Consider the following 13,571-nt stretch of genomic DNA (forward strand, 5'->3'; position numbering starts at 1 on the left):
GAAAAATAGCAACGTTTTTTCGCGAAAAATCTTTGTAAAATGAGGATTTGGTTGAGGAATGAGAACGCCGCCGGGACGGTCGGGGGGCGGGATGGTGAGGGGGAATTATGAGTCTTCAGTCCCGGGCTGTAGGTTGTCGCGGGTGGGGAATACGGGCAGAAAAAGTTCCTCCGGGAAACGCTTGCGCTCTTTGGAGTACATAACGGACACTAACCTCGAAAATACCTCGGTAAGTGCCGATGAACTCCCAGGTTCCCTGCGGAATCTTTTTCTCCCGGATTCCCCACGGGAAGGTTATGGCCCGGGACTGAAGACGCCGAGGTTTTCGCCATCCCGAATCCCGGCCTGCGGCCGCTGAATTGTTCTTATTCCTTCAAAGGGGGGGGAGGTACTGTCGCTGCCACTACGTTTCCTCAAATTACAGGAGAATGCATCCGGTATATGGTATTCAATTGATGAGTCTGAGCTTTAGCGCCTGATCTATCCTTGAATAACCATTGTATTTTTTGATTCATCATTAAATATAGCATTGTATTTTTCTATGAATTCAGCCCGAAATTCATTCATAAGCTAAAAGATTCACGACTCCATAGTGGCCGCGACAAGACCTCCCTCCGCACTTGACGAAAGAGACAATCAGCCCCTGAAGCCGGCGGACGGGGCAACACCTTCCCTGAGTCTTCAGTCCCGTCGACAACCTGCCCGGGGAAGGAAGGAGAAAAGATTCCGAAGGGGACATTGGAGCCCGCCGGTGCTTAGACGGCGTTCTTTGACGTCTTAGCATCCGCTGTGCGCTCCACAAGCGGGAGCGGGTCCCCGTAGGAATTTTTTCTCCTGGATTCCCCCTCACCACATCCTACAAACCGGGACTGAAGACTCATACACCCCTCCCACTCCCCCGTCCGCCATCTTACAGAGGCGTCCTCGCATCTCAACTAAATCCTCACATAATAAGATAATAGTACGGCAGGAAAAACCGCCTCAACACCCCTAATACCGGTACAAAAACCGACAAATCCGCAAACACCGGGCACACAATCAGGCTGCCCAGGATAAAGAACGGAATCAGCCCGGCTATGATCAGCGGACTTTTCACGATGACCAGCAGCAGATAGGAAAAGAACAGCACCAATATTCCGTACAGGAAAAGCGATACCAACTCCCGCCCTGCCGTGCGCAGGCTGCCCGAAAGAGCCAGACAGGCATAGGCGGAAAGGCATGACAGAAAAACCGGGGCCGCGAGCTGTACTAGCATGCAGCCTCTTTTTCTGCCTGCCGTCATGGAGGAATACAGTCCCCTCGTCTCGTCCTCACCGGCCGTTACGGCTGCGGCAAGGCCCATGACAAAGATAAAAACGGCGCAGATGCCTCTTACGGGAAAAACGGCCGTTACCGCATTTTCCCTGATCGCTCCCTCTCCCGCCGTCCTGTATTCGAATGCAAATGTGCTTCCGTTTTCCAGGTACTGATCGTAAAGAGGCTCCAGTTCCTTCCACACAAGCTCCGGTTCCATGTTCTTCCGGCCTTCCGCCCTGGCTGTTTCAAATGCAGTGCCCGTGTGGGCGTACTCTTCCAGAAGCTCTCTTCCGAAAATATCAAACAGCCCGGCAAACACCACCTCCGAGGAAAGCTTGTCGGCCACGGTGGAGGGCGATACATAGAGCCTTACCGAACGCTTATATTTGCCGTCCCTTAAAAGCTCCCTGAAGCCGGCGGGAAATGAATAGCCGCACTCCGCTTTCTTGGACGCCACATCGTCCTGCAGTTCTTTCAGTGTTTCACACTGGTAAAATTCAAAAGAATGATCTCCTTTAGTCAGTGTCTCCGCTATCTCCTGATTCCATTCGTCCCCGTCCGTGAAAAGTGCAATTGCGATTTTTCCCGGGCTCTTTTCCTCCGCCCGGTGGAACATCCACATTCCGGCCGGGAGGATCAGAAGCAGAAGCAGGAAAAATATTTTTTTAAGCTGCCTTTTGCAGGATAGAAGGAACCATAAAAAAAGTTTATTCATAATCATATTCCTTCCTTCTCACTACTGCAGACAACCCGAATACCGCCGCTTCCATCAGAATCAGTTTTAAAACCGGTATAATTCCGTCGCCGTTCACCATCCACCTGACGCCGTCAAACAGGAAGGAAACGGGCATCCATTTGCCCAGCCTGCCGACTGCCTCCGGTAAAAATACGGCCGGGATAATTCCGCCCGAAATGAAGATCATCACCGCCGTGGAAAAGAACAGGAGCAGAATCGCCGCCGTCGTGTTCCCACACAGTTCATAGATAAACAGAATCCAGCCTGCCGCCGCAAGGCATACAAAAAACCAGCCGCAGAACGCCGTTACTGCACTGCCGAGATAGCCCTTTTTCAACATGAAAAAAAGCGGAATCAACGATGCAAGGAGAAGAAGCATGGTCAGGGACGCCGTCCGCACGGCCGTCCTTTTCACTCTTCCAATCCCGCAGAGAGCCAGTTTCTGCTCCACCGAAATCTTATAGGGCCTTACAATGGGCGCCGCCGGGATTCCCAGCAGCAGAAGGATCAGGACCGAGGCCGATATGCCGTAAAATACCACGGTTGACACATCACCGGACGCACTGACTTTCTCGGTCCTGAAATATGCCTCCCTCACCAGGGCATAGCGCATGAAAATTGTATTTAAATCTTTCTCCGCCTGTCCGATAGAGCTCTCCATCTGATGGTTAATCAGAAGGTCGTCCGTCGCATAGATAGCGGCCTGCGCCGTGCTTAAGATGGAGGTTCCTGCCTCGGTCAGCTCCCTGAATACCGCTCCCTCCAGACCTGCATTCTCCGGAAACGTGATGGTAACCGGAATATTGCTTCCGTCCATAATTCCCTCTAAAAGCCCCTGCGGAAGTTCCATCAGGGCAAAGATTTCCCCGCGGTTTAAAAGTTTACTTCCTTCCTCACCGTCCACATAGACAAATTCGCAGAGACTCCCCACACTGTCCAGTGACGCCACCATATTTATGGCCATCGATGCCAGCCTGTCGTTCTCGGGCACCACAACTCCCACATGAATCTTCCCGACTGCCTGTTCTCCATACAGCATCTTACTTGCAGAAAAAGCAATTGTGCCAGCCAGTAAAACCAGCACAATTGCTCCTGCAAGAAAATATGGGATACTTTTTAACGTCCTCTTCAATTCCAGTTTAAAATATGTCAAAAATGTACGCATATAATTCCTTTTATCTTATTGACGGCGGTGAAAGCCGTAAGACCGGACCCTCACCGCCTGTGGCTCTGCCCTGCCTACTGATAGAATTTCATCATCAGGCTGAACGCATTGCCCATAATTTCAGTGGATACATTGTTGTAATCATCCTCGGTAGCCGCAAGAATGTCAAACTTGTCGCCTGCCGGAACTTCTACCGTCTGCTCCAGAGGACCGGCGGCATATTTGCCTGACAGTTCAATATACTCGTTTGTTCCTGTAATCATCGGTGATTCCAGCTTGATAGAAGACATCTCCAGATCAAAGGACTCTCCCTTTACCAGGTCGGTAAACATACCGCTTGAGCTGATTGTAATCTGGCTGTCCTCTCCGCTCAGTAAATCGAGAGAGAGATTGTAATCCTTCGTCTCAGCATTGTAATCGCCTGTGTAAACAAAGCCGTAGGACTCTGTCCCATTGCCCATGGTTCCCTTCAGAGTACCTGCCCATACCTTATCTTTCTCGTATGTACCTGTCTTGTCTGCGGAAATTGTGACAACTTCGCCGTCATCCGACTCAATATTGAGTACTGCGTTTACATTGGACATCATGCTGTAACCGCCGCCGAATGATACGTCGCCGTAAAGCTTAACATTCTCATCCTCAATCACTGCGGTTGTCTCGTAGCTGAATCCGGCCATCTTGCCGTCTTTTCTTACATATACATCCATTGTGAGATCACCCATGGACTCTTTTAACTGTGCAATCACGGCGTCAAGCTGTGTCTCGGCCTCGGTCCAGAGCTGCTGCTGCATCTCCTCGCCTGTCTGTGCATAAGGATTGGACATCATAACCATGGTTCCCTGAAGCTCGTTCATCAGATTCATATACTCGATAAAATCATTCTTCAGTGTCTCATCGTTCAGGAAGAATTCTTTTGTCGTTGTAACAAACTGAACCAGGGCGTCTTTTGTGATCGTGGTGTGATATCCGTCACAGTTTACTTCCTTGCCGTCGATAGTGAACGATTTCTTATCTGCTTTTTCCACCGTCATCGCGGCCTTCAGATCTTCGATTGCCTTGCTGCCTTCTTTATAACGTTTCCAGAGTTCCTGAATATTGAATAATTCCGTATCACCGGATGCCAGTTCCGTACATTTGGCAAGGTAATTGTTAAGACCTGTCAAATCCATACCGGCTTCACTTAAGATAGGTCCCACGTATGGGGAATTTGCAACCTGTCCTTCCAGATCATCGGCATAATTGAGTGAAAATGCCTTGGAGGACAGTTCCGGAATTGCCATGATCATTTCTTTCTGATCCAGGTAAATTTCCAGGTTTGCCAGGTTCATATCGGCATAACCTAAGCCCATGGAAACAAACATCTTGTTGTTCTCAACGTCATTGAGGGTTGTAAATCCGATTTTTCCTGATACAAGCTGATTCAGGGTTTCATCGGAAGAACCTTCCACGGTCATTTCCATATTAACTTCGCTGGATTCCTTATTCAGCTTCTCTCCCATTGCGGTTAAACCGAAAATTTCCTCAGCCGGATTGGTCTGGCCCTCAGCCACAATGCTCTTGAACGCTTCAATTACAACGTCTTTGGGATTCTTCTGTGATGTCATCGCAAACACGCCGGCTGCAATGGCAATTACAGCGAGAATTGCAACGGGAAGGATCCATTTTTTCTTACTCTTCGGCTCTCCGCCTTCCGGTGCAGGCGCTGCTCCGGCCTGTGCCGTCTCTTCTGCCGTAGTTTCTTCCGTCTTTCCTTCTTCATTCTGTTTATCTGCTTCTGCTGCAGGCTCTGCTGTAGCCTGGCCGTCAGCCTCTTCGCCGGAAGCATCTTCCTGAACACCATTCTCTGCCTGTGGCTCTGCTGCCGGTGTATCGTTCAATGATTTTCCACAAAATACGCAAAATTGGCTGTCATCATTGATTTCCTGGTTGCAATGCGGGCATTTCATATTTTTCTCCTCCATTTTTCTTATTTTTTCAAATAATTAACACATTAAGTATAGCACAACTTTAACAAAGAACCACTAGAAGTACAAATTTTGTAAGATTTTGTCTATAATCTTAAGATTTTATTTTAGAGGGTATTTGGCTCTAGAACAGCTCAACCAGCTCCCCTGCCGATATTTTTTCCGATACCGGCATCAAAATCCCGCACTTCATCACATAAAGCTGCGTGCACACGGACAGTTCCCCTATCTCATGGGAAGTCAGTATCACGGTGCCGCCTCGTTTCAGATAATTCCGGATATAGGTAAGTATCTCTTCTTTTGCTCCCAGGTCAAGGGCCGCTCCCGGCTCGTCCATAATCAGAAGGGACGCCTGATTGGAAAGCGCGGAGGCGATACTGAGCCTTTTTTTCTGGCCGCCCGAAAGCTTTCCGGCCGGTGTGTCCAGAAATTCCGAGAGACGCAAAAATTTACCGACGCCCTCCGCCAGATCGCGTTCCATCTCCTTTTTATCCCCTTTAAACCACAGCCTGTAATTATCCCGGGCCGTCAGCTCCGGTATCAGCGGGTTATCCTGCGGCACGTATGCGGCATTTCTTTCAAATACTTTTCTGTTTCCCACCGCTTCCACGCCGTCGAAAAGGATGCTCCCCTTATCCGGCTGGTTCACTCCCGCCAGTATGGACAGGAGCGTCGTCTTGCCGCAGCCGTTTCCGCCCGCGATACCGATGCACTGTCCCGGCTCTGCTTTCAGTGAGATTCCGTTCAGTATCTGTTTCTTTTTATAATGTTTAAATATTTCCCGTACTTCCAGCATAGTCATTCTCCTGTCTCAAGTGATGTGTATGTCGTTTTGTAACTGTAAAGGCACTGCATCGTTATGTCGTTTCGTGATAGTACAAAGAGTTCCTCTTGCGGAACTCTTGCGCTGCCGCGCGGTTGCTTCTGCAACCATTTACCTCTGCGCGGCATGTGCGTCCCCGCGGAGCGTTTTTGATTCATAGGACGTAATTTCCTATGAATTAAAGAAAGCTGCTGCAAAAACCCGGTGGTTCCGTTCTGCAGCAGCTTTTCTATTCCTGGAAATTATTCCGCTTTATCTTCTTTTTTGTCAGCCTTTGGAGCCAGATCGCCCGGTTTCATGCTGAGGTTGATTCTTCCCATCTTGTCAACTTCGATTACCTTAACGGTAACTTCGTCGCCGATGTTTACAACATCTTCCACTTTTCCGACTCTCTTATCGGACAGCTTGGAGATGTGAACCATACCGTCTTTGTTCGGCGCCAGCTCTACGAAAGCGCCGAAGTTCATAATGCGGACAACGGTTCCCTGCATAACCTGGCCAGGTTCGATTTCTGTGACAATGCTCTTAATAATATGAAGGGCTTTATCAATCATCTCTTTGTCTGTGCCGCAAACGGAAACGGTTCCTTCGTCGTTGATATCAATCTTTACGCCGGTCTGCTCGATAATCTTGTTGATTACCTTGCCCTGCTTGCCGACTACATCGCCAATCTTCTGGGGATCGATGGAAATCTGCTCGATCTTCGGAGCGTACTTGCTTAATTCTTTTCTCGGCTCAGCGATGACAGGTTTCATTACTTCATCAAGGATATAAAGTCTTGCTTCTCTTGTTTTTGCAATGGCCTCCTCGATAATCGGGCGTGTCAGTCCGTGGATCTTGATATCCATCTGGATTGCAGTGATACCCTTATGAGTACCGCCTACCTTAAAGTCCATATCGCCGAAGAAGTCTTCCAGACCCTGGATATCGGTTAAAACAACGTAATCGTCGTCTGTATCGCCTGTCACAAGGCCGCAGGAAATACCGGCTACCGGCGCCTTGATCGGAACGCCTGCCGCCATCAGGGACAGTGTCGAAGCACAGATACTTGCCTGGGATGTGGAACCGTTGGATTCCATCGTCTCGGATACGGTACGGATTGCGTATGGGAATTCCTCTTCGCTTGGAAGTACCGGAAGAAGAGCTCTCTCTGCCAGCGCGCCATGGCCGATTTCACGGCGTCCCGGTCCTCTGGACGGTTTAGTCTCGCCTACGGAGTAGGACGGGAAGTTGTAATGGTGCATGTATCTCTTTAATTTCTCGTTCTCATCAAGTCCGTCTAACTTCTGCTGCTCGGAAAGAGGAGCCAGCGTACAGATATTTAAAATCTGAGTCTGTCCACGTGTAAACATACCGGAACCGTGTACTCTCGGGAGCATGTCAATCTCTGCTGCAAGGCGGCGGATCTGTGTAAGCTCACGGCCGTCGGGACGCTTGTGATCTTTTAAAATCATCTTGCGGACCGTCTTCTTCTGGTACTGGTAAACAGCCTCACCCAGAACTTCAAGCCACTCTTCGTTGTCGGCAAATGCCTCTTCCAGACGTTCTGTGATAGCTCTGATGTTAGCCTCACGTTTCTGCTTCTCGTCTGTAAATACGGCCTCTTCCATCTCTGCCGGAGGAACGATCTCTTTGATTGCCTCAAAAAGCTCTGCCGGTACTGCGCAGCTCTCATAAGTGTGTTTTTCTTTGCCGCACTCTGCTACGATTGTATCGATAAATTTGATAATTTCCTGGTTTACTTCATGTGCCTTGAAGATTGCCTTGATCATGATGTCTTCCGGAACCTCATTGGCTCCTGCCTCGATCATGATGACTTTCTCTCTGGTGGAAGCCACCGTAAGAGCCATATCGGAAACCTTCTTCTGTAAATTGGTCGGGTTTACGATCAGTTCGCCGTCGATCATTCCAATCTGGGTTGTCGCACATGGGCCGTCGAATGGGATGTCGGAAATGCAGGTTGCAATTGCGGAACCCAGCATTGCCGTGTACTCCGGGCTGCAGTCCGGATCTACGGAAAGAACCAGGTTGTTCAGCGTTACGTCGTTTCTGTAATCCTTCGGGAACAGAGGACGCATCGGACGGTCGATCACACGTGATGTCAGCACGGAATTCTCGGATGCCTTACCCTCACGCTTATTGAATCCTCCCGGGATCTTGCCTACGGAATATAATTTCTCCTCGAACTCTACGCTCAGAGGGAAGAAATCGATGCCCTCCCTTGGCTTGTCGGAGGATGTTGCTGTTGATAATACGGTCGTCTCACCGTAATGCATAAATGCTGCCCCATTTGCCTGTGCAGCTACTCTGCCGACGTCGACTGTCAGTGTACGTCCGGCTAATTCCATTGAAAAACTCTTATACATTTTGTATCTCCTTTTTTAAATAATAAATCTTTTTTGCATTGCGGTTGTTTTGCAGAAGATACCGAAACTACTGATCTACACGCAATTTTTGTTACTGTTCACTCTGTGAACAGTAATAATTTTTTCCTTTGTGTGCACATCAGCGGTCTCGGATAAGTTCTTCCACATAAACAACTAGGGTGGATTGCTCCACCCTAAATTCTGTCATTACTTTCTGATGCCTAATTTTTCAATTAAAGCACGGTATCCTTCCAGATCTGTCTTCTTTAAGTAATCAAGAAGACCACGTCTCTGTCCAACCATCTTTAAAAGGCCACGTCTGGAATGATGATCCTTCTGATTAACCTTTAAATGCTCTGTCAGCTCAGTGATCCTTGCTGTTAAAATAGCGATCTGAACTTCTGGTGAACCTGTGTCTCCAGCTTTTCTTCCGTATTCTGCGATAATGGCAGCTTTCTTTTCCTTTGAAATCATTGTGATTTCCTCCTTATAATAGAATATTCTCACCAGGTGCCAGGCTTATGTCAGGAGTCCTCAAAAAACCGGGCAGCGGCGTATTTCATACCGATTCAGTATAGCACAATCTTTTTTTAATGTAAACTATTTTTTTATTTCAAATGTGTCTGAAATTGCGAAGCGGAGTCCTTCCTCGGGAGCCACCTGGATTTCCAGTTTATAGGTGCCTTCCCCTCTCATCTCGAATGCGCCTTTCCACGGCACGGTCAGCTCTTTTTCCTGCCCTTCCAGACGGTCGCTGAAGCCGCAGAATCCGGCAATGCTCTCCAGCATAACCCAGGAATCGCCTTCTTTTTTATAGAAAATCGGCGAAAGGATGTAATCAATCGTCTTTCCCGTGTCGTTTTCCAGTGTAAAGGTGAGGGCCTGATCCTCTTCGGTGTGGACGCTGTCGTTCATCCTGATCCGTATTTGATCCCCGTACCGGTTCCAGCCGTCAATCGTGCTGAACACTTTCCAGACTGCATCGAGACTGCTCTCATGAAGCATCCCAAACCAGGACGTGCCGACGACGCAGCTTTCCCCCTGCTGCCCGATGTGCATGGTCTGCACCGTACCATCCTGTCCGGTCAAAGTCAGCGTCCCGGCATAATTTCCCGCCGGGCTTGAAAGAAAATCATTCTGCGGTGTGACATTCTTGAGGATCTCATGCAGCCGCTCGATGTCCTCCCTGTTGCCCAGCGTCTCTTCCCTGCGCTCCCCGTGGATATCAATCGAGAGAGCCGCTTTTACAAAAGAGGTAAGATCCGGAGCGCCGTTTTCGTATCCGCACCGTTCTTTCGCAAGTTCCACCATCTCCTGCGTAGCCTGGGGAATGGAGTCCGTCCAGAGCTTCTGCACATCCTCCCTGCTCTCACAAAGAAGCAGCGTTCCGGCCGTTCCCTCTTCCACACCGGCCGGTGTGCCGGCCTTCAGCGCGGCATATTCGTCCTGTGTCACTGCGATATATTCAATGACGGGAATCGTTTCCTTTAACATATAAACTCTGAGAAACGGCGTTCCCTGCGGCATAACGAGCGTGTTGCCCCGTTTTGCCACATCCAGCATGTAACGGATGCCCTTTTCTCCCGTATGCAGCACATCGTAAAGTTCCGACAAATCGCTGCCGTCCCGGCCGGACTTCTCCATCAGGATAAACTGGCCGTCATAGAACTGGCTCGTAACGTATTCGGAGGGGGGACCGTCACTCCGGCAGCTCATTCCTTCCAGAGGATTTTCCTCCATCAAGCTGACTCCGGCTATATACTCCCATCCCGACGCCGACTTTCTACCGGAAAAAATGTAGCTGTCCCAGAACTTTGACGCTGCATTTTTCACCTCGTCCTCCGGTACGTCGGAAAAGCTTTCTCCCGGGAACTGGCTTTCTATCGCTTGCGTCATATCCTCCAGAAGCTTTCGTTTCTCCGCCATCACTTTCTCCGGCACATTCGCTGCCTCTCCCGGCTGCAGCAGGTTTTCCGCCGATGCCGGACTGCTCTCCTCCGACGCCGGACCGCTTTCCGTCAGCGCGGTGGTCTCTTCTTTCGGGCTGTCCGGCGATGCACATCCTGAAAACGCCGACAGCGCCGCGGCAGTTAATACCGCCGCAATTACCCTGCTTTTCTTATTTTTCATGAATCTTTGACCTTCTTTATCATTTGTCTGTAAATGTTATGTTCATCGCTGCATCTATCGTATTTACTGCTCTATCCGATTTCAGAACCGGGGCCCGAGGCTCCGCCGTGGCTGCCGGTATCCGAACCGGGGCCTGCCGGCGCCATTGTCTCCGGAGGAAGTGTCGGGGCTTCCGTAGGCGGTGTCACAGGCACTGCTTCGGTTGGCACTTCCACAGGCGGCTGCGTCGGCGCCACTGCCTGGGTCGGCGGCGGGGCCACAGCGCTGGTGCCCTTCTCCGTTCCGGCCAGATTATAGCAGATAACCGGAATTCCGGACGATATATTTTCATAAATTTTCTTTGCCACGCTGTGGGGAAGGTTGATACAGCCGTGGGAACCGTTCGTCTTATAGATGGTACCGCCGAAGGTTCCGCGCCATGTGGCGTCATGCATGCCGATGCCTCCGTTAAAAGGCATCCAGTAATCAACCGGCGTCCTGTAATTCTCACCTTTCAGGACGGCGTTCCTCTGCTTGTAATTAAGCGGATACGTTCCGGCCGGCGTCCCCCATCCCCTTGAGAGATTCCCGGAAACAAAGTCGGAATCCACAACAAGGTTACCATCCTTATAGAAATACAGATGCTGGGCAGTCAGGTTGATCTCCACATAGGTATTGCCGTAGTCATTCTCTCCCCGGCTGGCGGCTTTTTGGGAATAAACAGGCTCCCTTTCCTGGCTCTGGCCGGACTGTAAGAGATTGACCAGCTCAGCCGTTTCCTCCGACTGGTTGATCTTCCAGCCGTAAGTGCCCCCTTTCACCTGAATCGTCTGGTCATAGGAGGTTTTGAAATTCTTTGCTTTATTCGAAGTGTTATAAGCCGCAGCCAGTTCGGCCACGTATGCCGCCGCCTGTGCGGAATCGACGGTGATATTGCCTGCCTCATCCGTAATCAGCCACTCATGGGTTCTGTCCCCGTTTAACACCTCCGTTTTATCGCCAAATTTATATGTAATGGTCGTTGACACGAAACGGTTCATCGTGTCGACGCGCTCTTTGAGGGAGGCGTCATCCTGTTTTATCTCAGGTTCTTTGTAAGCTCCCGCTTCCTCAAGTGACAATGTGTCCTTTAAATTGATAATGGCATCGGCCAGGCTGCTTTTCAGGACGTCTTCAAGGACAACCGTGCCCTCCGTCTCGGGGATGATGCTGTAGCCCTGTCCCGGGATATAATCGGATACATACGCGTTTTCCGGCTCCTTTATAAGCACGGGATCCATGCACTCCAGTCCCTGTGCCGCCTGAGTGAGCGCTTCCTCATCGTATTCAATCATCGTGCTGATGGTATACTCGGCCGGGTTAAGCTGGTAGCTCAGCCAGGCATAGGGATTCTGTGTTGTGACGATCTGCTCCAGCGTGCCGTCAAACTTGGACTGAAGCCCGATTTCCTCCCCCGTGATCTGCTCCTCTTTTCCCTCACGCTCTTCGATTGTCAGGACATAATGATTGATACCGCTGGAAATCATCTCCTTCACTTCCGCTACGGTGCGGCCCGAGGCATCCAGGCCATTAATCCTGGTATTCGGGAAGAATACCCGCTTATACTTCTGCGCCATGCCTGCATAAATGCCGCCGCCTGCCAGAATTACCGCCGCCAGGGCACAGGCCGCGATTACCGCCGTCTTTTTCCCTTTTCCGCCCTTTTTACCGTCTCCGCCTCCAGCAGCAGCTGCTGCCTCCGCCTTTCCGGCTTCGGCTTTCAAGGAGCGTTTCGTCTCCTGCGGCGTCTGCTGTTTGTCATCGGCGCCCTTCTTCTCAGAACCCTTCTTACGGCTTCTGGCACGGCTCCGCCCCCTCCCGGTGCGTTCCTCCCGGTGGCCGTCTCCGCCCTGATAGCCGTATTCCCCGCCATTGTGCAGTGTGGCTGTGGCTGCCGTTTCCCCGGACGCTGTTTCCGGCGTCTCCTCTATGTCGGGTATTTCTGCCGTTTCCAGCGGTTTCCTTCTTTCTGGTGCTTTCGTTTTATCAAATACTTCCGCTGTAGCAGCAGCTTTCGTTTGCTCAGGCACTTCTACCGTATCGGACACTTCCGCTGTTTCAGGCTCTGTCTCTCTTCCAGACATTGCCTTTTTTTCAGGCTCTGCCTCTCTTTCAGACATTCCCCCTTTTTCAGGCTCTGTCTCTCTTTCAAACATTGCCTCCCTTTCAGGCATTTTCTCCATGCGTGGTCTTCTTGCCGTGTCCGGGATATTCATATCCGCTTCCAGCTTCGCCTCGGCCTCGCGTTTCTCTTCCAGCGCCGCCTGGAGGGCTGCTTCCGCTTCCCTCTTTGCTTCCAGGGCTGCCTGAAGTTTTGCCTCAGCCTTCAGCTTCTCCTCCAGCGCTGCCTGAAGCTGCATGTCGGCCTCAACTTCCATATCCTGCTCAATTACAGCTTCGCCGGGTACCAGTTCCCCCTGCGCTTCCTCTATCTCCATCATTGACCCATCAGCCCGGAAACCTGTATTCAGGCCGTCATTCTCCCTGTCTGCCGCGGTCTTTTTCATATCTGCCATCTGACCTTATCTCCCTCTCTGATCCAAAAACTGTTAAATAAATTTTGACGGTGTCAGCCATTGTCTAATTGTATAGAAGAAATTATCGGAAGTCAACTTACGAAAGTTTACCATTTTATTAAGGGAGGGGGTGTGAAAAACCCGGACGCGGAAGGCAGGGCGGGGCGGGGGACAGGAGTCCCTGGCGGGGCGTTGGGCGAGAGGAGGTGGCTCTTAGGCGCAGAAAGGCGGACGGCGCCGGGCGTAATTTGCTCATCAGGAGCAAATTACGGGACAACTGAGCTTGGAATTCATCAGGAATTCAAAGCGAAATTGTCCGGAACCCCGGTGCTGTCCGTCTTTCTGTGGCTTAGAGGCAGCCCTCGGAGCCCGCAGCCGCGCCAGGGACTCCTGTCCCCCGCCCCGCCCTGACTCCCGCTATTTGCCCTCTTTTTCATGGGGAGGGGGGATCGTCGTTGGAGTTGAAGATATGGCATGAAAAGGTGTAAAAGACTAAAAACATATGGTTATCAAGTTGACAAACTAATCTCCGAAACCATAGCCACCATACTCCCCCA

At 50.6% G+C, this 13,571-nt stretch carries 9 protein-coding genes; all 9 read right to left on the bottom strand.

Annotation, left to right across the window (positions count from 1 at the left end; all coding sequences use genetic code 11):
- Positions 1-755 precede the first annotated feature (755 nt).
- On the bottom strand, positions 756-881 hold the full coding sequence (locus V3C10_15385; protein ID WVP60688.1) for a hypothetical protein: 126 nt from the start codon (positions 879-881) through the stop codon (positions 756-758).
- A gap of 62 nt (positions 882-943) precedes the next feature.
- Complete coding sequence (locus V3C10_15390; GenBank protein ID WVP60689.1) at positions 944-2,011, bottom strand: ABC transporter permease; 1,068 nt, start codon at positions 2,009-2,011, stop codon at positions 944-946.
- Positions 2,004-3,197 carry an ABC transporter permease gene (locus tag V3C10_15395; GenBank protein WVP60690.1) on the bottom strand — a complete coding sequence of 398 codons (1,194 nt, stop codon included), beginning with the start codon at positions 3,195-3,197 and terminating at the stop codon, positions 2,004-2,006. The genes V3C10_15390 and V3C10_15395 overlap by 8 nt, the downstream gene beginning before the upstream one ends.
- A 74-nt stretch (positions 3,198-3,271) precedes the next feature.
- Entirely contained in the window at positions 3,272-5,143 is a 1,872-nt protein-coding gene (locus tag V3C10_15400; protein ID WVP60691.1) for a zinc ribbon domain-containing protein, read from the bottom strand.
- A 142-nt stretch (positions 5,144-5,285) separates the two neighbouring features.
- Positions 5,286-5,957 (bottom strand): heme ABC exporter ATP-binding protein CcmA, encoded by a 672-nt coding sequence (ccmA, locus tag V3C10_15405; protein ID WVP60692.1) that lies wholly within the window; start codon positions 5,955-5,957, stop codon positions 5,286-5,288.
- A 269-nt stretch (positions 5,958-6,226) separates the two neighbouring features.
- A complete protein-coding gene (locus V3C10_15410; GenBank protein WVP60693.1) occupies positions 6,227-8,350 on the bottom strand; it encodes a polyribonucleotide nucleotidyltransferase in 2,124 nt (707 codons plus the stop codon).
- A gap of 207 nt (positions 8,351-8,557) precedes the next feature.
- On the bottom strand, positions 8,558-8,824 hold the full coding sequence (gene rpsO, locus V3C10_15415) for a 30S ribosomal protein S15 (GenBank protein WVP60694.1): 267 nt from the start codon (positions 8,822-8,824) through the stop codon (positions 8,558-8,560).
- Positions 8,825-8,950: 126 nt separating this feature from the next.
- Positions 8,951-10,480 carry a hypothetical protein gene (locus V3C10_15420; protein WVP60695.1) on the bottom strand — a complete coding sequence of 510 codons (1,530 nt, stop codon included), beginning with the start codon at positions 10,478-10,480 and terminating at the stop codon, positions 8,951-8,953.
- 71 nt (positions 10,481-10,551) lie between these two features.
- Positions 10,552-13,014, bottom strand: coding sequence for a L,D-transpeptidase family protein (locus V3C10_15425; protein ID WVP60696.1), 2,463 nt, complete (start codon positions 13,012-13,014; stop codon positions 10,552-10,554).
- Positions 13,015-13,571 lie beyond the last annotated feature (557 nt).

The sequence above is a fragment of the [Clostridium] symbiosum genome (genome assembly GCA_036419695.1).
Lineage (GTDB): Bacteria > Bacillota > Clostridia > Lachnospirales > Lachnospiraceae > Otoolea > Otoolea symbiosa_A.